Here is a 23,228-nt window from a genome sequence, read left to right on the forward strand (position 1 = left end):
CCGCGTGACGCACGCCCGAAGGCTCAGCCGCGCCGCAGCAGCGTGACCACCGCCGCTCCGCCGAGGCCGATGTTGTGGGCGAGGGCGGTCCGTGCGCCGGGCACCTGGCGGGCGCCGGCCTCGCCGCGCAGGTGCCAGGTCAGCTCGGCGGCCTGGGCGATGCCGGTGGCGCCCAGCGGGTGGCCCTTGGAGATCAGCCCACCGGACGGGTTCACCACCCACCGCCCGCCGTAGGTCGTCGCCCCGGACTCGACGAGCTTGCCGGACTCCCCCTCGCCGCACAGGCCCAGCGCCTCGTAGGTGAGGAGTTCGTTGACGGAGAAGCAGTCGTGCAGCTCGATGACGTCGAGATCGTCCGGGCCGAGGCCGGAGGCCGTGTAGACCCGCTGGGCGGCGGCCCGGGACATCGGGGCTCCGACCGCGTCGATGCAGCTGCCGGAGGCGAAGGAGGCCTCGGTGTCGCTGGTCATGGCCTGGGCGGCGATCTCCACCGCCCGCTCCGCCAGACCGTGCCGTTCGACGAACCGCTCGGACACGACGACGGCGGCCGCCGCTCCGTCGGAGGTGGGCGAGCACTGGAGTCTGGTGAGGGGGCGGTGGACGGTGCGGGCGGCGAGGACCTCCTCGACCGTGTACGGGTCCTGGAACTGGGCGTACGGGTTGTTCACCGAGTGCCGGTGGTTCTTGGCCCCGACCGCGGCGAGCTGCGCGGGCGTCGTCCCGTACCGCTCCATGTGCTCGCGGGCCGCGTTGCCGAAGATCTGGGCGGTGGGCGGGGACGTCCCGAAGCCGTGGGCGGCGGCCATGATCCCGTAGTGCCGGGCGACCGGCGAGGCCGCGAAGTCACCGCCGGCGTCCGCGCCGCCGCCCAGCGAACCGCGGGCCATCTTCTCGAAGCCGACCGCGAGGACGCAGTCGCTGCCGCCGCCCTCGACGAACTGCCGGGCCAGCATCAGGGCGGTGGAGCCGGTGGCGCAGTTGTTGTTGACGTTGTAGACGGGGACGCCGGTCAGGCCCAGTTCGTAGACGGCCCGCTGTCCGGCGGTGGAGGCCTGGAAGCAGTAGCCGACGGGGACCTGTTCGACCTGGTCGTAGCGGACGCCCGCGTCGTCGAGGGCCGCGGTGCCCGCCTCGCGGACCATGTCCCAGTACTGCCAGTCGCGGGTCTCGGGCTTCTCGAACCTCGTCATGCCGACGCCGACGATGTAGGCCTTCATGTCCGACTCCTCTTGTTGTCCTGTGCGGTCAGTCCCGGGGAAGGCCGAGGATCCGTTCGGCGACGACGTTGAGCTGGATCTGGGTGGTGCCGCCCGCGATGGTCAGACAGCGCGACATCAGGAAGCCGCCAAGGGCCCGCTCCCCCGCCGCCGGTTCGTCCACCGCCCCGTCCGGGCCGAGGAGTTCGAGGGTGAGTTCGGCGACCTTCTGCTGGTGGAGAGTCTGGACGAGTTTGCGGACCGAGGCCCCGGCGCCCGGTCCGCGGCCGGAGACCTGCTGGAGCGTGGTGCGCAGTTGGACGCAGGCGAGCGCGTGGGCCTCGGCGGTGAGCGCGCCGATCCGGGTGCGGGTGGCCCCGTCCAGCCCGGCCGAGCGGGCGATCAGGGCTTCGAGTCCGCTGTCGAAGACCATCTGGTCGGCCATGTGGACGCGTTCGTTGCCCAGGGTGTCGCGGGCGACCCGCCAGCCGCCGCCGACCTCGCCGACGACGGCGTCGGCGGGCAGCAGGACGTCGTCGAAGTACACCTCGTTGAAGAGGGCCTCGCCGGTGATCTCCTTGAGCGGACGGATGCCGATGCCTTCGGCGTTCTTCATGTCGACCAGGAAGTAGGTGAGTCCGCGGTGCTTGGGGGCGTCCGGGTCGGTGCGGGCCAGCAGGATGCCGTGGTCGGCGGTGCGGGCGGCACTCGTCCAGACCTTCTGTCCGGTGATCCTCCACCCCTCGTCGGTGCGTACCGCGCGGGTGCGCAGCGCGGCGAGGTCGGACCCGGCTTCGGGCTCCGAGAAGAGCTGGCACCACTGGAGGTCGCCGCGCAGGGTGGCCGGCAGATAGCGCTCCCGCTGTTCCTCGGTTCCGTACGCGATGAGGGACGGCACCACCCAGGTGGCGATGGACAGGTCACTGAGGCGGATGCCCTGTTCCCTCGACTCCTGCTGGATCGCCAGCTGCTGTACGGGGCCGGCGTCCAGGCCGTACGGGGCGGGGAGATGCGGAGCCGCGTAGCCGGTAGCGGCGAGGGCGCGGCGGGCCCCGGCCGGTGTCAGGCCCCGGGCGGCGGCGAGGTGGGGGCGGGCCTCGGCGCGGTGCCCGGCGGCCTCGGCGGGGAGTTCGAGGGCCAGTTCGCGGCGGGCTCCGGCCTCGGCGAGGCGGGCGGCGCGCAGCCGGTGCGGGTCGCCGGCGCCGAGGAGCTGGCGGGCGAGGACGGCCCGGCGCAGCTGGAGGTGGGCGTCGTGCTCCCAGGTGAAGCCGATGCCGCCGAGGATCTGGATGGCGTCCTTGGCGCAGGTGTAAGCGGCCTCGGGTGCGGCGGCGGCGGCGAGCGCGGCGGTGAGCCCGCGCGCCCCGGACCCCGTGCCGTCGGACCGGGCGGGTTCGCCGCCGGAACCCGCCGCCCCGGCCCGGCCGGGGGCTGACCGGCCGGCCTCGTCGGCGGCGCGGGCGGATTCGTCGGCGGCGCGGGCGGCGTCCCAGGTGAGGGCGCGGGCCTGTTCGAGGCGGACGAGCATGTCGGCGCAGAGGTGCTTGACGGCCTGGAACGCCCCGATGGGCCGTCCGAACTGCTCGCGTACGGTGGCGTGCCCGACGGCGGTGTCCAGGCTCCGGGCGGCGCTCCCGCAGGCGTCGGCGGCGAGGAGGACGGCTGCCAGGTCGCGGACGAGCGCGGAGTCCAGGGGCAGCACCCGGTGCGCCGGTACGAGGACGGCGTCGGCGCGCACCTCGGCGGTGGGCCGGGTCGGGTCGACGCTGCGGTGCGGGCGCACGGCGATCCCCTCGGCCCCGGCGCCGACGAGGAACCAGCGCTCGCCGTCGGGCGTGGCGGCGGGCAGCAGGAGCAGGTCGGCCGCCTCGGCGGTCAGGACGGGCGGCGCGGTGCCGTCGAGCCGGTGGCCGCCTTCGGCCGGGGTGGCGGTGAGGGTGCCGGGCCCGAGGGCGAGGGCGGCGGTGCGGTCCCCCGCGGCGAGCTCCCGGAGCGGCCCGCCCAGCTCCTCGGCCCCGGCGGCCACCGCGTGACGCAGCACGGCGGAGGTGAGCGCGGTCGCGAGGCAGGGGCCGGGCAGCGAGGCGTACGCGGCCTCCTCCAGGACGACGGCGAGGTCGAGGAGGCCCCCGCCGCCACCCCCGTACTCCTCGGGCAGATGGATGCCGGTGAGCCCCTGCGCGGCGAGCCCCTCCCAGTGGGCCGGGCGTACACCGGGGGTGGCCGGGCTCCCCGCGTCGAGGATCCTGCGCACCTCGCCAGGTGGTGCGGCGCGGGACAGCCATCCCCGCACGGAGTGCGCCAGCGCGCGGTGCTCCTCGGTGATCCCGATGCCGGTGCCGATGCGTGTGCCCGTGCCCGTGTCTGCGCCTGTGCCTGTGCCTGTGCCGATGCCCATGCGAGTCCTCGCCGGTCGGGGCCGTTGGAACGGCGCAAGAGTAGAACACGTTTCAATCTGACGGAAGGTCAGGAGACCGGTGGATCCGGACCGGAATAAGGCACGGCCGGGAAGTGTTCACCATGCACGCACTTGGGGGGAGCCCGGGTGGTGACCCTGCCCGGAGGCCCCACGTATGCGACGGACGAAACAGATACGGCGCACCCGGGAGCTCTCCGAGCCGCGCGGAGCGCGCTCCGGCCCCATCGTGCCCGTACTCGCCTTCGCGGGCATCACCGTCGCGGTCATGCAGACCCTGCTCGTCCCGGTCATCAAGGACCTGCCGGTCCTGCTGGACACCGACCCGGCCAACGCCACGTGGGTGATGACCGCCACGCTGCTCGCGGGCGCCGTCTCGACCCCGATCATGGGGCGGCTCGGCGACCTCTACGGCAAGCGGCGGATGCTGCTCGCCTCGCTCGCCGTCATGGTGGCCGGCTCGCTGATCTGCGCCTCCACCGACGACCTGGTCGTGATGATCACCGGCCGCGCGCTCCAGGGCTTCGCCATGGGCGCCATCCCGCTCGGCATCGGCATCATGCGCGACGAGCTGCCGCGCGAGAGGCTCGGCTCGGCGATGGCCCTGATGAGCTCCTCGATCGGGGTGGGCGGCGGGCTCGCGCTGCCCGCCGCGGCGCTGGTCGCCCAGCACGCCGACTGGCACGCGCTGTTCCTCGGATCGGCCGGGCTCGGACTGCTCGCGATGGCGCTCACGTACGCGCTCGTCCCCGAGCCGCCGCTGCGCGCGCCCGGCACCTTCGATGGCGTCGGCGCCCTCGGGCTCTCGCTCGGCCTGGTCCTTCTCCTCCTGCCGGTCACCAAGGGCAGCGACTGGGGGTGGACCTCGACCCCGACCCTCGGACTGCTCGCCGCGTCCGTCGCCACGCTGGTGCTGTGGGGCCTGTTCGAACTGCGGACCCCGGCACCGCTCGTCGATCTGCGCACCACCGCCCGCCGCGAGGTGCTCCTCACCAACCTCGCCTCGATCATGGTCGGGGTCGCCTTCTACGCGGTCTCCCTGGTCCTGCCGCAACTGCTCCAGCTGCCCACGTCCACCGGCTACGGCCTCGGCCAGTCCATGGTGGTCGCCGGGCTCTGCGTGGCCCCGCTCGGCGTGACGATGATGTTCGTCGCCCCGCTGTACGCCCGGATCTCGGCCCGCAGAGGCCCCAAGGCCACGCTGATGCTCGGCCTGCTGGTCATCGCGGTCGGTTACGGGGCCGGGCTCGGGCTGCTCGGCGCCGCCTGGCAGACCGTGCTGATCGCGGTGGTGCTCGGCGCCGGGATCGGCCTCGCCTACTCCTCGCTGCCCGCCCTGATCATCGGGGCCGTCGACCCGTCGGAGACCGGCGCGGCCAACGGCCTCAACACGCTGATGCGGTCCATCGGCACCTCGGTGTCGAGCGCCGTCATCGGCATGGTGCTGGCCAACACCTCCGTGACGATGGGCTCGGTCCAGGTGCCGTCCATGGAGGGCTTCCGGATCTCGTTCCTGATCGCCACGGGGGCGGTGCTGATCGGCCTGGTGCTGGCGGCGTTCCTGCCCTCGCAGCGGCCCTCCCCCCACCCGGTGCTCCTGGCGAGCAGCGCGGACGACGCGCGGGCCGCGCAGACCGCGCGAGCCGCCCGGGCCGGGGCCGAGCGCGGTCAGCGCACCGGGGTATCGAACCGCGGCACCGTCGCGAGCAGCCAGGACACGTCGGACCCCGGCAGCAGCTCCTGAGGCTCGGCCGCACGGGAGAACAGCCGGGCGGGACGCGCGCCCTGGACGTGGGCCCGCTCCCCGTCGACGCGGAGCCAGGAGCCCTCGCGCAGCCCGAGCACGGGTACGTCGTTCTCCTCCAGGAACTCGGTGAGCCGCTCCTCGCGGGTCTCGCCCTTGTGGGTGCTGGACGGGTCCGGGTCCAGATAGTGCGGGTTGATCTGGAACGGGACCAGGCCCAGCGCCTCGAAGGACGGCGGTTGCACGATGGGCATGTCGTTGGACGTGCGCAGGGTCGGGGCGGCCATGTTGGTCCCGGCGCTGGCGCCCATGTAGGGCAGCCCGCCCCGCACCGCGTCGCGCACGGCCTCGCGCAGACCGGTGCGGTGGAGAGCGGCGAGCAGCCGGAAGGAGTTCCCGCCGCCGATGAACACGGCGTCGGACGAGGCGAGTTCGGCGACCGGGTCGGGGTTCTCGTGGACGCCGCGCACGGTGATGCCGGACGGCTCCAGCGCCTCGCGGACGCGGGCGGTGTACGCGGCGTGATCGGCGAGCGCGTACGGGACGAAGGCGAGTCGCGCGTTCGCGGGGAGGAACGCGGTGACGGTGTCGAGGGCGTGTTCCAGGTAACCGCAGCCGAACTGGGTGGAGTTGGAGAGCAGAAGCAGATTCACGGGGTTCCTCGGGTACGTCGGGCGGGTCGGACACGTCGGGCACATCGGGTCGATCAGGTGGTGAGCCTCGGGTAGGCGCATCGGGCCGGTCAGGTGGTGCGGGCCGGTCAGGTGGTGCGGGGCCGCCGGGCGCGGGGCTTCGGCCGCTGCGGCGGGTGGGTGAGGCGCTGCTCCAGCAGCTGGGCCGCGTGGCGCAGCGCGTCGAGCCGGTCCTCGGGCGCCCCCCGGAACCGGTCCTCCCCGCCACCGAGACTGAGGCTTCCGTACGGCTCGCGCCCCAGGAACACCGGTACGGCGACGGTGGCGATCCCGGTGTCGTACTCGCCGACCGTCCAGGCGTATCCCTGGGCCCGGATCTTGATGAACTCCCGTTCCAGCAGGTCCGGTTCGGTGACCGTGCGGTCGGTGAAGCGAGCCATCGGGCGGCCCCGGAAGAGCCGGTGGCGCTGCTCGTCGGGCAGATAGGCGTAGTAGGACTTACTGGTCGCCCCCGCGTGCGCCGGGTAGAGCTCACCGACCAGCGGGTAGTAGCGCAGCGGTCCGGTCTCGCCCTCCTCGGCGGCCACGCAGCGCATGTGGAAGCTGTCCGGAAGGCAGAAGAGCACCGTGTCACCGGTGGTACGGCGCAGCTCCTCCAGGACCGGACCGGCCAGCAGCTCCAGCGAGCCCGAGCGCTCCCAGAGCCGGCCGAGCCGCAGTACGGCGGGGCCGATGCGGTAGCGGCGGGTGGCCGGATCGGAGACCAGGAAGCCCCGGCCCGCCAGGGTGGCGAGCAGCCGCTGGGCGGCGGAGGTGTCCCAGCCGAACTCCTCGGCGACCTCGGTGACGCCCCAGTCGGGCCGGGTGCGCTCGAAGGCGAGCAGCACCAGGAGCGCCCGGTCGACGGTCTGCAGCGCCCCGGCGGGCGTACGCCGGTCGAGATCGAATTCGGCCATCGTCATCTCACCATTCAGACCAGAATTGCATATAGCGGGAAACAGTTGCGCTCAACGCTATCCGATCCCGAATGTTGCCTCAGCACCCCGCCCCGCGCTCTCCCCCGTCGAGCGCCGGGCGGGTGTCAGGATCAGGAGAAGAGCCCCCATGTTGAAGTACGTACTGGACATCGTCGAGCTGCTGGACGATCCCCAGGTCACTGCCAAGACGGTCGTCGGGTACCTCGACGCCGCAGCGGGGGCCGAGGGCTCGTCCGCGCAGGTCACCACCGTCATGGGTGACCAGGGCTCGACGGACTTCGTGCTCGTCCGCATCCCCGGCTCCCGCGGCCGGACGGCGGGCGGCAGCGCCCGCACCCTCGGTGTGGTGGGCCGGCTCGGAGGTATCGGCGCCCGGCCCGAGGTGACCGGTCTGGTCTCCGACGCCGACGGCGCGGCCGCGGCCATCGCCACGGCCGCCAAACTGCTCGACATGCGCCGTCGCGGCGATGTGCTGCCCGGCGACGTGGTCGTCGCCACCCACATCTGCCCGAACGCGCCGACCGAGCCGCACGACCCGGTGCCGTTCATGGGCTCGCCCGTGGACATCGCCACGATGAACCGGCACGAGGTGACCGCCGACATGGAGGCCGTGCTCTCCATCGACACCACCAAGGGCAACCGGATCATCAACCACAAGGGCCTGGCCCTGTCACCCACCGTCAAGGAGGGCTGGGTGCTCCGGGTCAGCGAGCAGCTCGGCGAGCTGCTGGCCGTGGTGACCGGTGAGCCGTTGGTCACCTACCCCGTGACCACCCAGGACATCACGCCGTACGGTAACGGTGCACACCACATCAATTCGATCCTCCAGCCCGCCACCGCGACCGCCGCTCCCGTCGTCGGTCTCGCGGTCACCTCGGCCGCCGCGGTACCGGGCTGCCAGACGGGCGCGAGTCACGAGAGCGACATCGCGTCCGCCGCCCGCTACGCCGTGGAGGTCGCCAAGGGCTTCGGCGCCGGGCAGCTGGACTTCCACGACGCCGTGGAGTTCGACAACCTCGTCAACCGCTACGGGTCGCTGGCTCGCCTCCAGACCCTCGGCCGCACCACCCAGGAGTCCTGATGGCATCCGCGCCCCAGGCCGGCGCCACGGCCCCCGAAGCCAAGAGCATCGGCAGCGACGACTACTCGCTCTCGCGGGTCCCGCGCGACAAGCGCTTCGGCTTCTGGTCCATGCTGCTTCAGTGGCTGGCCCAGTCCGGTTCGATCTCCCAGTTCACGCTGGGCGCCACCATCGGCGTCGGCATGACCTTCGGGGACGCCTTCCTCGCCTTCACGCTCGGCGCGGTGATCCTGGAGATCGTGATCTTCGCGATCGGTCTGGCCGGTATGCGTGAGGGTCTGGCGACCCCGATGCTCACCCGCTGGACGGGCTTCGGCCGCAACGGTTCGGCACTGGTCAGCTTCGTCATCGCGGTCAGCCTGGTCGGCTGGTTCGGCGTCCAGAACACGATCTTCGGCAACAGCGTCTCGGCGCTGGTCGGCGGACCGTCCTGGATGTGGTGCGTGATCGCGGGCGTCGCCATCACGGGCCTGGTCATCTTCGGCTTCAGGTACATGGCCCTGTTCGCCAAGATCGTCACCCCACTGTTCTTCGGCATGGTCGCCTGGTCGATCATCACGACCCTCAACGACCACTCGATCAGCGAGCTCATCAGCTCGCCGCCGCCCGGCGAGGCGATCCCGCTGGCCGTCGCCGCCACCGCCATCGCGGGCGGTTACATGACCGGCGCCATCGTCTCCCCGGAGATGACCCGCTACAACAAGAAGGGCTCGCACGTCTTCGTGCAGAGCGCCTCCTCGATGATCCTCTCCGAGTACATCGTCGGCATGGTCGGCGTACTGCTCGGCCACCTGGTGAAGTCGAGCGACGTCTCCCACATCGTGCTCTCCACCTCGGGCGCCTTCGGTGTGATGGTGGTCCTGATGTCCACCGCGAAGATCAACGACTGGAACCTGTACGGCTCCTCGCTCGGCGTCGTCAACTTCTTCCAGGTCGTCTTCCGCAAGCGGCTGCACCGCGGCGTGGTCACCGTCGTCCTCGGCATCGCCGGCACGCTCCTGTCCGCGGTCGGCATCATGACCCACTTCACGGAGTTCCTCTCCCTGCTGGGCGTGATGATCCCGCCGATCGGCGGCATCATCGTCGCCGAGTACTGGGTCGTGAAGCGGATGCGCAAGCCGCTGGACGACACCCGGGAGGCGGAGACCCTGCCGCTCACCTCGCCCACCTGGGTGCCGATGTCCCTGGTCATCTGGGTCGTGGCGTTCTGCGTCGGCAAGTTCTACGACGGCGGCATCCCGGCCCTCAACTCGCTGGCCGTCGCCTTCCTGCTGTACTGCGCCCTCGGCCTGCTGGGCTGGGTCAAGCCGTACGGCACCTCCACCCTGGACGACGAGGACGGCGCCGGCCCCGCCCCCGCCGCCCGCGCGACCACTCCGGCAGGAGCAGCATGAGCCTCACCCCCGCCTCCGAGCAGGCCCAGACCGAGGTCGTCGACCTCTGCGCCGAACTGATCCGGTTCGACACCTCCAACCCGACCAGCGACGAGCGCGCCGCCGCCGACTGGGTGGTGGACCGCCTCGCCGAGGTGGGCATCGCCTCCGAACTGGTCGAGTCCGCCCCGGGCCGGGCCAGCGTCATCGCCAGGGTCGCCGGGAGCGACCCCGCCCGGGGCGCCCTGCTGGTCCACGGCCACCTGGACGTCGTCCCCGCCGACGCCGCCGAGTGGCAGGTGCCGCCGTTCTCGGGCGAGATCCGCGACGGCTACCTCTGGGGCCGGGGCGCGATCGACATGAAGGACACGGTGGCGGTCATGCTCGCCACCGCCCGGCACTTCGCCCGCACCGGCGCACGGCCGGCCCGCGACGTGGTGCTCGCCTTCCTCGCCGACGAGGAGGCGGGCGGCAAGTTCGGCGCCCACTGGCTCGTCGAGCACCGGCCGGACCTCTTCTCCGGGGTCACCGAGGCGATCGGCGAGGGCGGCGGCTTCTCCTTCGCCCTCGACGACACGCGCCGGCTCTACCCGATCGAGAACGCCCAGCGCGGCATGGCCTGGATGGAGCTCACCGCCAACGGCCGGGCCGGCCACGGCTCGTCGCCCAACGACGAGAACGCGGTCACCGACCTCGCCGAGTCCCTCACCCGGATCGGCCGCGAGACCTTCCCGGTCCGGCTGATCGAACCGGTCCGCGCCCTGCTGGAGGAGGCCGCCCGGCTCTACGGCGTGGAGTTCGACGAGAACGACATCGAGGCGAGCCTCGCCCGGCTCGGCCCGGTCGCGGACTTCATGCAGGTGGTGCTCCGCAACTCGGCCAACCCCACCATGTTCACCGCCGGCTACCAGACCAACGTCATCCCCGGAAAGGCCACCGCCCGCGTCGACGGCCGGTTCCTCCCCGGTCACGAGCAGGAACTGATCGACACGATCGACCGGCTCCTGCTCCCCTCCGTCAGCCGCGAGTGGGTCAACCACGACATCGCGATGGAGACGACGTTCGACGGCCCGCTGGTCGACGCGATGTGCGACGCCGTCCGCGCCGAGGACCCGGACGGCCACCCCGTCCCGTACTGCAACCCGGGCGGCACCGACGCCAAGGCCTTCACCCACCTGGGCATCCGCTGCTTCGGCTTCAAGGGCCTGAAGCTCCCGCACGACCTCGACTACGGCCGCCTCTTCCACGGTGTGGACGAGCGCGTCCCGCTGGAGGGCCTGCGCTTCGGCGTCCGCGTCATGACCCGGCTCTGGCAGAGCTGCTGACCTCACGGGCCATGGCTTCGCCGGGACCCGCCCGGACCCGGGCTCACCCCTCGTACGCCCCCGCCGATCCCTTCGGCGGGGGCGTACGGCACGATGGGGCGCCGTTCCGCACTCACCCGCCCCACCTGGAGGAACCCCGTGACCGACGAGTCCGCCGCCGCGTCCGCCGGACCCGCCGCACCCGCCGGACCCGCCGGGCTGGCCGCACCCGCCGGGCCGGCCGGGCCGACGCCGGAGATCCTCGCCGCGTTCGAGGCCGCCAAGGGCTTCATGCCGGTCCACGAGGGTCTCTCCCTGTACGCCGCCGCCACCGAGGCCGGTGCGCTCGGGCTGCCGCTGCTGGAGGTGGGCACGTACTGCGGGCGGTCCGCCATCCTGCTCGCTGACGCGGCACGGGGAGCCGGGGTGAGCGCGCTCACCGTCGACCACCACCGGGGCAGCGAGGAGCAGCAGCCCGGCTGGGAGTACCACGACCCGAGCGTGGTGGACCCGGAGGTCGGGCTGATGGACACCCTGCCGACGTTCCGCCGCACGCTGCGCCGGGCCGGCCTGGAGGACCACGTGGTGGCGCTCGTCGGCCGCTCCCCGCAGGTCGCCGCCGTGTGGGCCGGACCGCTCGGGCTCGTCTTCATCGACGGCGGGCACACCGACGAGCACGCGAACGCCGACTACGAGGGCTGGGCCCCGCATGTCGCCGTCGGCGGGCTGCTGGTGATCCACGACGTGTTCCCCGACCCGGCCGACGGCGGGCAGGCCCCCTACCGGATCTACCTGCGGGCGCTGGCCTCCGGGGCGTTCACCGAGGTGTCGGTGACGGACTCGCTGCGCGTGCTGCGCCGCACGGCCGCCGGGGTCTGAGCCGTACGGGAGCGGTATCCGGGTCACACAGGCGGTCGCACAGGCCTCGGTCCGAGCCCTCGGGACAGGCGGGTGGGTAGCATCGCCGCGTGCCGTACGACGACAGCCCTCCCCCCACCCGCCGCGCCCGGCCCCTCTCCGTGGCCGCCGCGCTGGCCGCCGTATGCCTGACCGCCGCCGGATGCGGCGGCGGCCCGGAAGCCGACGGGGCCGGTGCGGCCTCGCCCCGGCCCGGTGCGGACGCCGCCTCCCCGACGGCCCCCGCACCGGCCGGGAAGCAGCCGGAGCCGGCCGGAACCGCTTCTCCCTCCGACTCCGCGAAGCCGCTGCCGCGGGGACCGCTGACCGGCCGGACCGTGGTGATCGACCCGGGACACAATCCGCGCAACCGGGATCACACCCGGGAGATCAACGAGAAGGTCGACATCGGCACCGGCCGCAAGGAGTGCGACACGACCGGTACGTCCACCGATGACGGCTACGCGGAGGCCCGGTTCACCCTCGACGTGTCCCACCGGCTGCGCACCCTGCTGGAGGCCGAGGGCGCCCGGGTCCGGCTGACCCACGACGGCGACCGGCCGTTCGGGCCGTGCATCGACGAGCGGGCCCGGATCGGGAACGAGGCGAAGGCCGACGCGGTGGTCTCGGTGCACGCCGACGGGTCGGCCGTGGGCAACCGGGGCTTCCACGTGATCCTGCCCGCCGAGGTGAAGGGCGGCGGGGCCGACACCTCGAAGATCGTGAGGAGTTCGGCCGATCTCGGCGCGAGGATCGCCGGACACTTCGTCCGCACGACCGGAAGCGAGCCTTCCAATTACATCGGCGGAAAAACCGGACTGGACACGCGTAATGATCTCGGCGGACTGAATCTGTCGACCGTGCCCAAAGTGTTTGTGGAATGCGGCAATATGCGTGACCCGGAGGACGCGGCCCTGCTCACCAGCGCGAGTTGGCGGCAGAAGGCGGCGCAGGGCATGGCCGACGGCATTAGCAGCTACCTGAAGGGGTAGTTCTGCGGCGATATTGGGGGGATGACCGCTCATGATCCGGGCACGGACGCGACCCGCCCGGGCAGACGATAGATTCATCCGTACGATGGGGAGCCGCTCCCGAGCCATGAGCCGCACCGGCGGCAGCGACGACCGCCCCGACGAGACGACCGACTAAGGACCTTCACGTGAATATCCGATCCCTCACTCGAGGCGACGGCGTGGTGATCGGAGCAGCGGTCGTGCTGTTCATCGCCTCTTTCCTCGACTTCTCCAGCTACGACTGCCCGCAGGGCGTCGACTGCTCCCGGTTCGACAGCCCGAACGCCTGGGACTCGCTCGGACTCCTGATGAGCGTCTTCCTCGCCGGAGTCATCGGCGCGGCGCTGCTGATCGTCAGCCGTACGATGCCGGGCCGCAAGGTCGTCGGCCTCGACCTCGGCCAGTTCGGTGCGGCGCTCACCGTCTTCGCGCTGTGGACCGCCTTCTGGACGATCCTCGACGTCAACAGCGCCGGCGCGGGCCTGATCCTCGGCCTGCTGGCCGCCATCGTGCTCGTCGCGGGTGCCGTCGCCGGTCCGATGATCCCCGCGCTCAAGGCCCCGCTCGTCAGCCCGGCCTCCCCCGCGCAGGGCGTAGGGGCCGGACAGGCCCCGTACGGCGCGGGCCCCGGCCAGGGCTACGGCTTCCCGGCCGGCCACCAGCAGCAGCAGCAGCCGTACGGTGCCCAGCCGAGCCAGGGCTACGGCTACCCGGGCGCTCCGCAGCAGGGCCAGTCCGCCCAGGCGGACCCGGCGCAGGCGCAGCAGGCGCAGGCCCAGCAGCCCTCGCAGGGCGGCGCGGCCCCGGCGGGCGACTTCACCCCGTTCTGGTTCGCCGTTCCGGTGGCCCGCCCGCTGTACGGCGAGGACGGTTCGCCGAACCCGATCGCCGAGCTGGCGCCGGGCACCTGGTACCTCGCGGTGGAGCAGCGCGGCCAGAGCCTCATCGCCCAGACGCAGGACGGCCGTCGTGGTGTCCTTCAGGACACCACGGGCATCCAGCGCGGCTGATCCGTACGCCGCGGCACACGTCACGGCCCCTCGCCCTTCCGGGCGGGGGGCCGTTGTCGTACAGTCCAACCCGGTCACCCATGTCTGACGTTACGTCAGTTACGGCTGGAGGGAGCGGAATGCGGCTCGGACTCGCGCTCGGATACTGGGGCCGCGGCCCGGACCCCGGTCAACTCGCCCTGGTCCAGGAGGCAGAGCGGATCGGCTACGACTCGGTGTGGACGGCGGAGGCCTGGGGGTCGGACGCCTTCACGCCGCTGACCTGGATCGCCGCCCACACCTCCCGGATCCGGCTGGGCACCGGCATCGTCCAGATGGCGGCCCGCACCCCCACCGCGACGGCCATGCACGCACTGACCCTGGACCATCTCTCCGGCGGCCGGATGCTGCTCGGCCTCGGCCTGTCCGGGCCGCAGGTGGTGGAGGGGTGGTACGGGCGGCCGTTCCCCAGGAGCCCGCTGACCGCGACCCGCGAGTACGTCGAGGTGATCCGGCAGGTGCTGGCACGGCGGGCTCCGGTGGAGCTGGCGGGCCGCTTCCACTCCCATCCGTACACCGGTCCGGACGCCACCGGGCTCGGCAGGCCGCTGAAGCCGATCACGCATCCGCTGCGGGCGTCGCTCCCCGTCCTGCTGGGCGCGGAGGGGCCGAACAACATCGCGCAGACGGTGGAGATCGCGGACGGCTGGCTGCCGCTGTACTGGTCGCCGCTGCGCACGGACGTCCACGGGGCCTCGCTCGCCGGACTCCGTGACGGCTTCATGGTCGCGCCGATGGCCCGCGCGCACGTCTGCGACGACGTGGCCGAGGGGCTGTGGCCGGTGAAGGCGATGCTCGGCTTCTACATCGGCGGGATGGGGCACGCGGCCCGCAACTTCCACGCCGACCTGATGGCCCGCATGGGGTTCGAGGAGGAGGCCCGGCGGGTCCAGGAGCTGTTCCTCCAGGGCCGCAAGGAGGAGGCGGTGCGGGCGGTGCCCGACGCGTTCGCCGACGAGATCTCCCTGATCGGGCCGCGCGCCCGCATCGCGGAGCGGCTGGAGCTGTGGCGTACGGGCCCGGTGACGGATCTGCTGGTCACCGCCCCGGACCCGCACACGCTGCGGGTCCTGGCGGAGCTGAACGGCCAGTAGGGCGTCACCGGAGCGCTCCCGCTCAGCCGAACGACGACCGGTCCAGCCAGAAGTCCAGCAGCGCGGCGTCGCCGAGCACCTCGACCCGGGGGCTCGTCGGCTCCAGTCGGCGGTTGAAGACGAGCATCAGGTCGGTGAGCGGTCCGCGCAGCGCGACCGTGGCCCTGTCGTGCGCGTGCCGCCAGGTGAAGCGGTCGTCGCCGAACTCGATCAGCCACTCGGCGCCGGGCACGTCGGTGGCGTGCAGATGCAACGATCGGCCGCCTCCGACCAGTTCGGCCGCCTCCGGGTCGCCGCCCTGCTGCGAGAAGGAGACGATGCGCAGCCATTCCTCGATGGTATCGGCGGCCACGTCGGCGTCCACCGTGTACGGGGCACGGGCGGCGAGCGCCGCGTCCGCCCGGTGCACGACGGTCTCGTGCGTCATGCGCCGCGCCCAGAAGGCCGCACGCCGCTCCCAGCCCCAGGTCCACACCTCGGCATCCGGCCCCGCCTCCCGCAGCGCGGCGACGGTGGCCTCGGCCCCCTCGGCGAGCCAGGAGTCCAGCGCGGCCGGGTCGTCGCCGCCCGGGCCTTCGCTGCCGGGCACCTTGTCCTCGGCTATGGCCTCGGTGGCGCGGGTGCGGACGATCTCGCCGACCCAGCGGTGCGCGCCGCCGACGTGCACGGCCAGCTCCCGCAGGGTCCAGTCGGGACAGGTGGGGACGGTCGCGGTAAGGTCGGCGCCGGTCAGCACCGCGCGCAGGGCGTCGTTCTGGGCCAGGATCTCGTCGCAGTAGCGGTCGTGGGAGAGAAGCGTCATGCGGCGCACCCTAACCGGTGGGGCCCGGGCCGATCATCCGGATTCCGCAGGACGACCGGGGGTCGGAGGGCCCCGTCGACGGCGAGAGAATGAAGGCAAGGACTGCTCCCACGCCAACGTGTCGGAGCCATCGCGAAGAACGGATACGTGACCCACTGATGAGGTTCTCCCCCGACGACGTGGTCTGCCGCGTCTCTCTGAACCTGCGGCGGGTGCACACCGCCGAGGAAGCGCTGCGCGCCTGGCTGCCGCTGGTCGCCGAGCTCCGGCCGGTGTCGATGGCGTTCGAGGCGGCCGATCCCGACGGAGTGCGCCGGGGCTTCCTCGCCGATCTCCTCGTGGTCCTCCGGCCTCCGGAGGGCGGGGCACGGGCGGACGGGACCGCGCGCGACCGGCTGCTCGCCTCGGTCGACGAGTTCGCGCGACGGCTCGGCCTGGACCCGGCGGGGTTCGAACCCGACGAGGACGGCGTCGGCGGAACGCTGAACGTGCGGGACGAGCTGGACGGCTCGTCCTACGGCGCCTGTCTGGTCCTCGCCCTGACCGGCGCGGACCCCCTGTGCCCCGAGGGCGAGGAGAGGGACTACGACGGCACGGGTGACGATCTGCTCTGACCCCGGCGGGACCCGCGGAGGCCGCCGCCCCTCTCGGAGGAGGGGTCTCCTGACCGACCGGGCGGGCCGGACCCGCCGGACCGGCTGAACCGGGCGGAACCGTCCGGGAATGTCACAGTGAGTGACGAAGATCGGCACTCCCGCTCAGCCTCGCCCGTGCCCCACCGGCCGCCACCCGGTGCGGGCCGTGCGGGTTTCACCCAGCGTAAAGCGGCAACCAGAGTCCCATGTCTCCCAGAACCCGTTCAGGAAGCAGTTCAGCGGCTCGTGTCATCGCCGTCGTGGCCGACATCCTGGCCTTCGTCATCATCCTCTGGATCCTGATGTACCTGCTGGACGCCAACCGCGGCAACGACTTCGTGCAGTGGGTGCACGACGCGGCCCGCTGGCTGGCGGGCTGGTCGTACGACCTGTTCACGTTCGACAAGGCGTGGGCGCGCGTCGTCGCCGGCTACGGCCTGGCAGCCGTGGTCTACCTCTTCATCGGACACGCGGTGGCGGGCCGGCTGCGCCGCGGCTGAACAGGGCCCGCCCCAGGGCGTGTTCAGCGGCGGGCCGGCTCGTTCAGCGGCAGCAGTCCGGCTCCAGGCCGACCGGCAGCCGCTCGCCCCCGAAGACCGCGGTGGTCGCCTCGTCCCCCCCGAGCGCGGCCACCGCGAGCAGCAGGGAGCCGGCCGTCCAGGTGGTGAGCTCCTCGGGCCAGAAGGCCCGGTCGCCCTCGAAGACGTATCCCGTCCAGTACAGCCCGCCCTCGGCGCGCAGGTGCTGGACGGACTGGAGGATCTCCAGGGCCCGGTCCGACTCCCCCGTCATCCAGAGGGTCAGGGCGAGTTCGCAGCTCTCGCCGCCGGTCACCCAGGGGTTGGGCAGCACGCAGCGCACCCCGAGGCCGGGGACGACGAAGCGGTCCCAGCCCTCCTGGATGCGGGCGGTGGCCTCGGCCCCGGTGACCGCGCCGCCGAGGACCGGGTAGTACCAGTCCATCGAGTAGCGCCCCTTGTCGAGGAAGCGCTCGGGGTGGCTGCGGATCGCGTGGGCCAGCGCTCCGGTCGCCAACTCCCAGTCGGGCTGCGGCTCCTCGCGGCGCTCGGCGAGGGCCAGCGCACAGCGCAGCGCCTGGTGGATCGAGGACGAGCCGGTCAGCAGCGCGTCGCCCACGGGCGTTCCGTCGGGCTCCCGCTTCCAGCCGATCTGCCCGCCGGGCTGCTGGAGCCCGAGGACGAATTCGACGGCCGCGAAGACCGTGGGCCACATCCGGTCGACGAACGCGTCGTCGCCGGTGGCGAGGTAGTGGTGCCAGACGCCGACGGCCACGTACGCGCAGAAGTTGCTCTCCCGACCCAGGTCGGTCGGCTGCCGCGGATCGCCGTCGTGGTAGGCGGCGTACCAGGAGCCGTCGGCGTTCTGGTTGCGCGCGAGCCAGTCGTAGGCGCGGGCCGCCGCCTGGTGCTCGCCGGCCGCGTCCAGGGCCATCGCGGCCTCGGTGTGGTCCCACGGGTCGAGGTGGTGGCCCCGGAACCAGGGCAGCGCCCCGTCCTCCCGTTGTACGGCGGCGAGCGCGGCGACCGTCTCGGTGGCCTGGGCCGCCGTCAGGACGCCGGGCAGCACCAGGTGTTCGGTCTGTTCGGGAGTGGTCACGCCTCGGCCTTCGGAAGGTGCGGCTTGGTGGCGTAGGCGACGAAGCTCTTGCCCACGACCGGGTTGAGGAGCTGCTCGGCGACCCGGGTGGCGAGCGGCTTCTTCATGATGTCCCAGACCAGCAGCTTGTGGTACGCCCGCACCGGCAGCGCCTTTTCGTTGTCCACGCCGAAGGCGCACTTGAGCCACCAGTACGGCGAGTGCAGGGCATGGGCGTGGTGGGTGCCGTACGGCTTGAGTCCGGCCTCGCGGATCCGGGCGAGGAGCTGGTCGGCCTTGTAGATGCGGATGTGGCCGCCCTCGACCTCGTGGTAGGCGTCGGAGAGGGTCCAGCAGACCTTCTCGGGGCCGTAGCGCGGGACGGTGATCGCTATCCGGCCGCCCGGCCTGAGCACCCGGACCATCTCGGCGAGGACGCCCTTGTCGTCCGGGATGTGCTCCATGACCTCGGAGATGATCACGACGTCGAAGGAGTCGTCGGGGAAGGGCAGGTTGAGGGCGTCGCCCTCCATCGCGGTGGCCGTGGCGCCCTCGGGGGCCTCTCCGGCCTCCTTCATCGCGGCGAACCACTTGGCGACCTCGCGGATCTCCTCGGCGTTCCGGTCGAGCGCGACGACCTGCGCGCCGCGCCGGTAGCACTCGAAGGCATGCCGGCCGGCACCGCAGCCCAGGTCGAGCACTCGGTCGCCGGCGGCGAGCGGGAAGCGGGTGAAGTCGACGGTCAGCACGGGGGCCTGCCTTCGAGGTCGGGGGTACGGGTTGCGACGATCGGGTCCGCGGTCGCCCGGGGGCGCGCGGTCACCTGCGGACTCCGCGGGCGGTGATCGCCTGACGGTACAGCTCGGCCGTTCCGGCCGCCGCCCGGGCCCAGGTGAAGTTGGCCAGCACCCGCTCGCGGCCGGCCGCGCCGAGCCGGGCGCGCAGCTCCGGGCTGTCCAGCAGTCGGGCCAGTGCTCCGGCCAGCGCGTCCGCGTCGCCGGGCTCCACCGCGAGGCAGGTCTCCCCGTCGCGGCCGGAGACCTCGGGGATCGCGCCGCCGGTGGTCGCGACGAGCGGGGTGCCGGTGGCCATGGCCTCGGCGGCGGGCAGCGAGAACCCCTCGTACAGCGAGGGCACGCAGGAGACCTGGGCGCCGCGCACGAGGTCGACCAGCTCGGCGTCGCTGATGCCCTTGACGAACTGGACGGCGTCCGCGAGCCCGTGCCGCTCGATCGCGCGGGCGACCGGGCCGTTCTCGGCGCGCTTGCCGACGACGACGAGGTGGGCGGCGGGGTTCTCGGTGCGGAGCTTGGCGAGCGCGTCGACGAGGTGGACGAGGCCTTTGAGCGGGACGTCGGCGCTGGAGGTGGTGACGATGCGGCCGGGCACCTCGGGGACCGAGGGATCGGGGGACCACAGGTCGGTGTCGGCCCCGATGTGGACGACGCTGATCCGGTCGGCGCGCACGCCGAGGTCCTCGACGATCTCGCCACGGGAGGAGCCGGAGACGGTGAGGACGGTGTCCAGCTTGCGGGCGACGCGCTTCTGCATCCGGGTGAAGGCGTACCAGCGGCGTACGGAGGCACGCCGGCGGCGGCTCGTCGCGGCGGCCAGGTCGAGCCTGCGGTCCACGGTGATGGGGTGGTGGATCGTCGTCACGAGCGGGGCCCCGAGGTCGCCGAGGAGCCCGTAGCCGAGGGTCTGGTTGTCGTGGACGACGTCGAACTCGCCACGCCGGGCCAGCAGATGGCGTCGGGCGCGGAGGCTGAAGGTGAGCGGCTCGGGGAAGCCGCCGGTCCACATGGTGGCGACCTCGGCCAGGTCGATCCAGTCGCGGTACTCGCCGCGCTTCGGGGTGCGGAAGGGGTCGGGCTGGCGGTAGAGGTCGAGGCTGGGCAGTTCGGTGAGCGGAACGCCCTCGTCGAGCACCGGGTAGGGCTGCGCGCCGATCACCTCGACGCTGTGGCCGAGGCGGGCGAGCTCCCGGCCGAGGTGGCGGACGTACACGCCCTGGCCGCCGCAGAACGGATTGCCCTTGTAGGTGAGGAGTGCGATGCGCAACGGCCGGTCGCCGGTCCCGGTGGAGCTGCCGTCGCCCGTGCGGGGGCCTGTCTCTATGGCCTCAGCGGTCACACTCGGCCCCCTTCTGACTGCGTGTTCGCCGGAGCGTAACCGGTCGCGCTAATCTAGAACAAGTTTCAGACTTGATAGAACAAGTCGCCTACTTGATCGTTCGCCGTGCATCGAATCTACCGGCAGGTAGCGTCGGTGTGAGCGGCGGATCAGGTGATTCGCGCCACGACGGGCGCCCTGGCATGCTGTGCGCGCCCGCCCGGACCGCGTTCGTCCGTCCGGGTGCGGGATCAAGCCATGGATCACGGATCGTGGATCGGGGACAGCATGACCGCGGACGCCAGACCGGCAGCGCCTCCGCTGACCGAGCGCCAGGAGGCCCGTCGCCGTCGCATCCTGCACGCCAGCGCCCAGCTGGCCGGCCGGGGCGGGTTCGAGGCAGTGCAGATGCGGGAGGTGGCCGAGGCCGCCGGAGTCGCGCTGGGCACCCTCTACCGCTACTTCCCGTCCAAGATCCATCTGCTGGTCGCGACCATGCAGGACCAGCTCCAGCACCTGCACACCACACTCCGCAAACGCCCGCCGGCCGGCGACGACGCGGCACAGCGGGTGGCCGAGACGCTGATGCGCGCCTTCCGCGCGCTGCAACGCGAACCGCACCTCGCGGACGCCATGGTCCGCGCCCTCACCTTCGCGGACCGCAGCGTGAGCCCCGAGGTGGACACCGTCTCCCGGCTGACCACGGCGATCATCCTGGACGCGATGGGCCTGGAGAACCCGACCCCGGAGCAGCTCTCCGCGGTCCGGGTCATCGAGCACACCTGGCACTCGGCACTGATCACCTGGCTGTCGGGCCGGGCCTCGATCGCCCAGGTGAAGATCGACATCGAGACGGTCTGCCGCCTCATCGACCTGACGGCGGAGCCGGGCCGGAGCTGAGAAGCGGCCCGTCGGCGGGGCGGGCCGCCGCCGCCGCGTCGACGCCCGCGAGCGCCACCACGGCCGCACGGCGGTGGTCCGTCCACTCGGCCAGCCGCGCGTCGTCCCGCCCGGCCCCGAACCGCCCGGCCCCGAACCGCCCGGCCTCGAACTGCCGGGCCTCGAACTGCCCGGCCCCGACACCGGCCTTGAACCCGGCCTTGAACAGCGCCTCCCGCCGGACCCACAGCCGCAGCAGCGCCGGGCCGGGGTCCGGCTCGGCGCAGGCGGCGTCCACCGCGTCCGCCGACAGCAGCCGCCGCAGTACGGGCAGGGGTCCCGGCCGGCGCGTCAGGGGTTCCACGTCGATACCGACCGGGCCGGGTCCGACCGCCGCCGCGGCGAGTCCGTCGGCATGGCTGAAGCTCGCCCCCAGGCCGGGGTGGTCCGGGAGATACGGCCGGCCGTGCCCGTCCCTCCCGCACCCGGGGCAGCGCTGGGCCGGCTCCACCACGTCCGGCGACAGCCCGGTGGCCCGGGAGGCGCACAGCCGCAGCAGCAGGCGGGCCGCGACCACGTCGTCGCGGCGGCCCGGCACCCGGATCCCCGCGAGCCGCCGCCGCTCCCACGGGGCGAGCAGGCGCTCGTCGAGCTCCGGGTGCGCCAGCACCTCCGCGGTGGTGGCCACCAGCGCGAAGGCGCCGGCGGCCGCCGGCGGCGCGGTGGCCGTGCCCTGTTCACGGGGCGGCGGAAGAGGGGTCACCGGTCCGGGCTCAGCCGGCCGGCGTCTCCGCCAGGTCGCCGGCGGCGAGGAAGCGCTCCTTGACGCGGGCGAGGGTGCGGAAGTCGTCGATGGTGACCTCCTGGAGATCGATGCCGCTGCCCGAGATCTCCTCCAGGAGGTCGATGAACTCCAGGAAGTCCATCGAGTCGATGAGGCGGGCCTCGATGAGGTCCTCCTCGACGCCGATCGGGCCGTCGAGTCCGGGGTTCTTCTCGTTGAGCCACGCTACGACACGTTCCATGGGAGAAATCGCTCCTCTTTGCTTCTGTTGACGGCACTTCTGCTGACGGCGCTTCTGCCGACGGCGCTTCTGCTGACGACGCTTCTGTTCGCATGACGGCCGGTCGGCCGGGGCTGAGGGTCGGTTCAGGAACCGGCGGCGCGGACCCGCTCCAGGGCCTGCTCGGCGGTGCCGTGCGCGAGGATCATCGCGTGCACCCAGCGCTCCATGCCGAAGGCGACGCAGGAGCTGTACGCGGGACCGTGCGAGCCGGCCCGGATGCCCAGCCGCTCGCCGAAGAAGTTGCGGTGCCGGTTGACGGAGGCGATGGCCGTGCCGTCGGGGGCGCTGTACTCGTACTTCACCGGGTCCAGTGCCATCAGGCGGGCCCGCGAACCCCTGTTGTCGTAGAACGGGTCGTCGGCCGCCGCCCTGGTCAGGGTCAGGCCGAGCCGTCCGGCCACCTCCTGGACGAACTCCCCGCCACGTTCCTGGTGTTCGGTGGCCCCTTCCTTGGTGCCGAGGTAGATCACCTCGCGCATGTGGAACCCCCACAGGCGGCGCAGGCCGTCATAGTGGGTCTCGTTGCGGAAGCAGCGGCCGACCGCCGAGAGCCTCAGCCCGTCCTCGCCGACGTCCTCGCCCTCCAGGGAGAGCAGCAGCCCGTAGCAGGTCGCGGACGGCAGCACATGGCCGGTCGGCTGCAACGGCAGGTCCTGGGGCGACCCGCCGGAGGCCAGACCGTCGAGCGCTTCCGGGCCGAACCGCCCTGCGGAAACCCCGAGATGGGGAAAGTTGCGGAAGAAGTCGAGCCGTGCCAGCCCCTCGACGGACAGCAGGGGCGGCCCCACCACCTCGGGGGCGGCGAGCCGCGCGGCGAGGCCGGTCAGCAGATCGTCCAGGCCCCGCAGCAGTGCGGTGCGGACCGGGTCCAGCGTGATCAGCCCCGCACCGGGACTCTTCAGCGTGATGTCCGGCAGGGCCGTGATGCTGGATGTGTTCATGGAACCGCATCTTTCTCGGTGTGGGCCGGCAATCGGGGACGCCCCTCGGGCATACGGACCACATCGCCGTGGCGTCGGCGGTCGCGAACAGGTCCGCGACTGTCCGGAGTGCGGACAGAAGTAGAGGTGACGACTCGTCACGAAGCTGACCGCGCCCTTGGACATTAGGCCGGTCACGCACCTGTTGTCTAGACCAACAAAACCGAACGACAGGTATCGATTCCGTGGCCGACGGGTACAGGACGGCATCCCATATACCCATATGTGGATGCCACTTGACAGCTCGGGCGGTCTGGACCAATCCTGCTGATCGACGTGGTCATGGCTCCTCCCGCCACGGCACTGCCATCCGTCCCGCCGTCCGCGGCGACCCCGCTCCCCCGGGGTCGCCGCACGGCCGGCCGAGGAGAAGGACCTGCC

General features: G+C 72.6%; 22 protein-coding genes. 11 read left to right on the forward strand and 11 right to left on the reverse strand.

Annotated features, from left to right (window positions below):
- Positions 1-23: 23 nt before the first annotated feature.
- A complete protein-coding gene (locus ACH4KB_RS06550) occupies positions 24-1,217 on the reverse strand; it encodes a lipid-transfer protein (RefSeq protein WP_398064205.1) in 1,194 nt (397 codons plus the stop codon).
- Between the two features lie 28 nt (positions 1,218-1,245).
- Complete coding sequence (locus ACH4KB_RS06555; protein ID WP_398064207.1) at positions 1,246-3,594, reverse strand: acyl-CoA dehydrogenase; 2,349 nt, start codon at positions 3,592-3,594, stop codon at positions 1,246-1,248.
- Positions 3,595-3,769: 175 nt separating this feature from the next.
- Here ACH4KB_RS06555 and ACH4KB_RS06560 point away from each other — a divergent pair, with 175 nt between their 5' ends.
- On the forward strand, positions 3,770-5,356 hold the full coding sequence (locus ACH4KB_RS06560; protein ID WP_398064210.1) for an MFS transporter: 1,587 nt from the start codon (positions 3,770-3,772) through the stop codon (positions 5,354-5,356).
- Here ACH4KB_RS06560 and pepE read toward each other — a convergent pair.
- Positions 5,281-6,009 (reverse strand): dipeptidase PepE, encoded by a 729-nt coding sequence (gene pepE / locus ACH4KB_RS06565; RefSeq protein ID WP_398064212.1) that lies wholly within the window; start codon positions 6,007-6,009, stop codon positions 5,281-5,283. The two genes, ACH4KB_RS06560 and pepE, sit on opposite strands and share 76 nt — an antisense overlap.
- Before the next feature lie 107 nt (positions 6,010-6,116).
- Entirely contained in the window at positions 6,117-6,944 is an 828-nt protein-coding gene (locus ACH4KB_RS06570; protein WP_003969470.1) for an IclR family transcriptional regulator, read from the reverse strand.
- Between the two features lie 148 nt (positions 6,945-7,092).
- On the opposite strand from ACH4KB_RS06570, the gene ACH4KB_RS06575 reads away from it, so the two are divergent.
- From ACH4KB_RS06575 to ACH4KB_RS06605, 7 genes are all read left to right on the forward strand, one after another.
- On the forward strand, positions 7,093-8,046 hold the full coding sequence (locus ACH4KB_RS06575; RefSeq protein ID WP_398064215.1) for a DUF1177 domain-containing protein: 954 nt from the start codon (positions 7,093-7,095) through the stop codon (positions 8,044-8,046).
- On the forward strand, positions 8,046-9,440 hold the full coding sequence (locus tag ACH4KB_RS06580; protein WP_398064218.1) for a cytosine permease: 1,395 nt from the start codon (positions 8,046-8,048) through the stop codon (positions 9,438-9,440). Before ACH4KB_RS06575 ends, ACH4KB_RS06580 begins: the two co-directional genes overlap by 1 nt.
- Positions 9,437-10,744, forward strand: coding sequence for a M20/M25/M40 family metallo-hydrolase (locus tag ACH4KB_RS06585; protein ID WP_398064221.1), 1,308 nt, complete (start codon positions 9,437-9,439; stop codon positions 10,742-10,744). The genes ACH4KB_RS06580 and ACH4KB_RS06585 overlap by 4 nt, the downstream gene beginning before the upstream one ends.
- 270 nt (positions 10,745-11,014) lie before the next feature.
- The gene (locus ACH4KB_RS06590) at positions 11,015-11,602 is read left to right on the forward strand and encodes a class I SAM-dependent methyltransferase (RefSeq protein WP_398064672.1); all 588 of its coding nucleotides are present in this window, start codon (positions 11,015-11,017) and stop codon (positions 11,600-11,602) included.
- Between the two features lie 89 nt (positions 11,603-11,691).
- A complete protein-coding gene (locus ACH4KB_RS06595; RefSeq protein ID WP_398064224.1) occupies positions 11,692-12,612 on the forward strand; it encodes an N-acetylmuramoyl-L-alanine amidase in 921 nt (306 codons plus the stop codon).
- A 167-nt stretch (positions 12,613-12,779) separates the two neighbouring features.
- Positions 12,780-13,643 carry a hypothetical protein gene (locus ACH4KB_RS06600; RefSeq protein ID WP_398064226.1) on the forward strand — a complete coding sequence of 288 codons (864 nt, stop codon included), beginning with the start codon at positions 12,780-12,782 and terminating at the stop codon, positions 13,641-13,643.
- 119 nt (positions 13,644-13,762) lie between these two features.
- Complete coding sequence (locus tag ACH4KB_RS06605) at positions 13,763-14,776, forward strand: LLM class F420-dependent oxidoreductase (protein ID WP_398064228.1); 1,014 nt, start codon at positions 13,763-13,765, stop codon at positions 14,774-14,776.
- A gap of 22 nt (positions 14,777-14,798) precedes the next feature.
- Here the strand turns inward: ACH4KB_RS06605 and ACH4KB_RS06610 are convergent, their stop codons facing one another.
- The gene (locus tag ACH4KB_RS06610; protein ID WP_398064230.1) at positions 14,799-15,578 is read right to left on the reverse strand and encodes a maleylpyruvate isomerase family mycothiol-dependent enzyme; all 780 of its coding nucleotides are present in this window, start codon (positions 15,576-15,578) and stop codon (positions 14,799-14,801) included.
- A gap of 158 nt (positions 15,579-15,736) precedes the next feature.
- Here ACH4KB_RS06610 and ACH4KB_RS06615 point away from each other — a divergent pair, with 158 nt between their 5' ends.
- Together ACH4KB_RS06615 and ACH4KB_RS06620 are read left to right on the forward strand one after the other, a co-directional pair.
- Entirely contained in the window at positions 15,737-16,192 is a 456-nt protein-coding gene (locus tag ACH4KB_RS06615) for a hypothetical protein (protein WP_398064232.1), read from the forward strand.
- A gap of 227 nt (positions 16,193-16,419) precedes the next feature.
- Positions 16,420-16,713 (forward strand): hypothetical protein, encoded by a 294-nt coding sequence (locus ACH4KB_RS06620; protein ID WP_398064234.1) that lies wholly within the window; start codon positions 16,420-16,422, stop codon positions 16,711-16,713.
- Between the two features lie 43 nt (positions 16,714-16,756).
- Here ACH4KB_RS06620 and ACH4KB_RS06625 read toward each other — a convergent pair whose 3' ends face one another.
- From ACH4KB_RS06625 to ACH4KB_RS06635, 3 genes are all read right to left on the reverse strand, one after another.
- The gene (locus tag ACH4KB_RS06625; protein ID WP_398064236.1) at positions 16,757-17,830 is read right to left on the reverse strand and encodes a prenyltransferase; all 1,074 of its coding nucleotides are present in this window, start codon (positions 17,828-17,830) and stop codon (positions 16,757-16,759) included.
- Complete coding sequence (locus ACH4KB_RS06630) at positions 17,827-18,558, reverse strand: class I SAM-dependent methyltransferase (protein ID WP_398064238.1); 732 nt, start codon at positions 18,556-18,558, stop codon at positions 17,827-17,829. Before ACH4KB_RS06630 ends, ACH4KB_RS06625 begins: the two co-directional genes overlap by 4 nt.
- 70 nt (positions 18,559-18,628) lie before the next feature.
- Complete coding sequence (locus tag ACH4KB_RS06635) at positions 18,629-19,942, reverse strand: glycosyltransferase family 4 protein (RefSeq protein WP_398064240.1); 1,314 nt, start codon at positions 19,940-19,942, stop codon at positions 18,629-18,631.
- A gap of 267 nt (positions 19,943-20,209) precedes the next feature.
- On the opposite strand from ACH4KB_RS06635, the gene ACH4KB_RS06640 reads away from it, so the two are divergent.
- The gene (locus ACH4KB_RS06640) at positions 20,210-20,821 is read left to right on the forward strand and encodes a TetR family transcriptional regulator (protein WP_398064674.1); all 612 of its coding nucleotides are present in this window, start codon (positions 20,210-20,212) and stop codon (positions 20,819-20,821) included.
- On the opposite strand, the gene ACH4KB_RS06645 is transcribed toward ACH4KB_RS06640, so the two are convergent.
- From ACH4KB_RS06645 to ACH4KB_RS06655, 3 genes are all read right to left on the reverse strand, one after another.
- Positions 20,787-21,563, reverse strand: coding sequence for a 4'-phosphopantetheinyl transferase family protein (locus ACH4KB_RS06645; RefSeq protein WP_398064242.1), 777 nt, complete (start codon positions 21,561-21,563; stop codon positions 20,787-20,789). The two genes, ACH4KB_RS06640 and ACH4KB_RS06645, sit on opposite strands and share 35 nt — an antisense overlap.
- Positions 21,564-21,573: 10 nt before the next feature.
- The gene (locus ACH4KB_RS06650; protein ID WP_398064244.1) at positions 21,574-21,825 is read right to left on the reverse strand and encodes an acyl carrier protein; all 252 of its coding nucleotides are present in this window, start codon (positions 21,823-21,825) and stop codon (positions 21,574-21,576) included.
- Positions 21,826-21,950: 125 nt separating this feature from the next.
- Positions 21,951-22,808: a hypothetical protein gene (locus ACH4KB_RS06655; RefSeq protein WP_398064247.1), complete on the reverse strand. Its 858-nt coding sequence runs from the start codon at positions 22,806-22,808 to the stop codon at positions 21,951-21,953.
- Positions 22,809-23,228 lie beyond the last annotated feature (420 nt).

It is taken from the genome of Streptomyces sp. NPDC017520, from assembly GCF_044329855.1.
Taxonomy (GTDB): Bacteria; Actinomycetota; Actinomycetes; order Streptomycetales; family Streptomycetaceae; genus Streptomyces.

Coding starts and splice junctions, on each gene's coding strand:
- ACH4KB_RS06655 (WP_398064247.1), bottom strand. CDS start 22,808: ATGAACACATCCAGCATCACGGCCCTGCCGGACATCACGCTGAAGAGT.
- ACH4KB_RS06640 (WP_398064674.1), top strand. CDS start 20,210: ATGACCGCGGACGCCAGACCGGCAGCGCCTCCGCTGACCGAGCGCCAG.
- ACH4KB_RS06615 (WP_398064232.1), top strand. CDS start 15,737: ATGAGGTTCTCCCCCGACGACGTGGTCTGCCGCGTCTCTCTGAACCTG.
- ACH4KB_RS06580 (WP_398064218.1), top strand. CDS start 8,046: ATGGCATCCGCGCCCCAGGCCGGCGCCACGGCCCCCGAAGCCAAGAGC.
- ACH4KB_RS06570 (WP_003969470.1), bottom strand. CDS start 6,944: ATGGCCGAATTCGATCTCGACCGGCGTACGCCCGCCGGGGCGCTGCAG.
- ACH4KB_RS06560 (WP_398064210.1), top strand. CDS start 3,770: ATGCGACGGACGAAACAGATACGGCGCACCCGGGAGCTCTCCGAGCCG.
- ACH4KB_RS06620 (WP_398064234.1), top strand. CDS start 16,420: ATGTCTCCCAGAACCCGTTCAGGAAGCAGTTCAGCGGCTCGTGTCATC.
- ACH4KB_RS06585 (WP_398064221.1), top strand. CDS start 9,437: ATGAGCCTCACCCCCGCCTCCGAGCAGGCCCAGACCGAGGTCGTCGAC.
- ACH4KB_RS06605 (WP_398064228.1), top strand. CDS start 13,763: ATGCGGCTCGGACTCGCGCTCGGATACTGGGGCCGCGGCCCGGACCCC.
- ACH4KB_RS06590 (WP_398064672.1), top strand. CDS start 11,015: ATGCCGGTCCACGAGGGTCTCTCCCTGTACGCCGCCGCCACCGAGGCC.
- ACH4KB_RS06555 (WP_398064207.1), bottom strand. CDS start 3,594: ATGGGCATCGGCACAGGCACAGGCACAGGCGCAGACACGGGCACGGGC.
- ACH4KB_RS06650 (WP_398064244.1), bottom strand. CDS start 21,825: ATGGAACGTGTCGTAGCGTGGCTCAACGAGAAGAACCCCGGACTCGAC.
- ACH4KB_RS06550 (WP_398064205.1), bottom strand. CDS start 1,217: ATGAAGGCCTACATCGTCGGCGTCGGCATGACGAGGTTCGAGAAGCCC.
- ACH4KB_RS06575 (WP_398064215.1), top strand. CDS start 7,093: ATGTTGAAGTACGTACTGGACATCGTCGAGCTGCTGGACGATCCCCAG.
- ACH4KB_RS06610 (WP_398064230.1), bottom strand. CDS start 15,578: ATGACGCTTCTCTCCCACGACCGCTACTGCGACGAGATCCTGGCCCAG.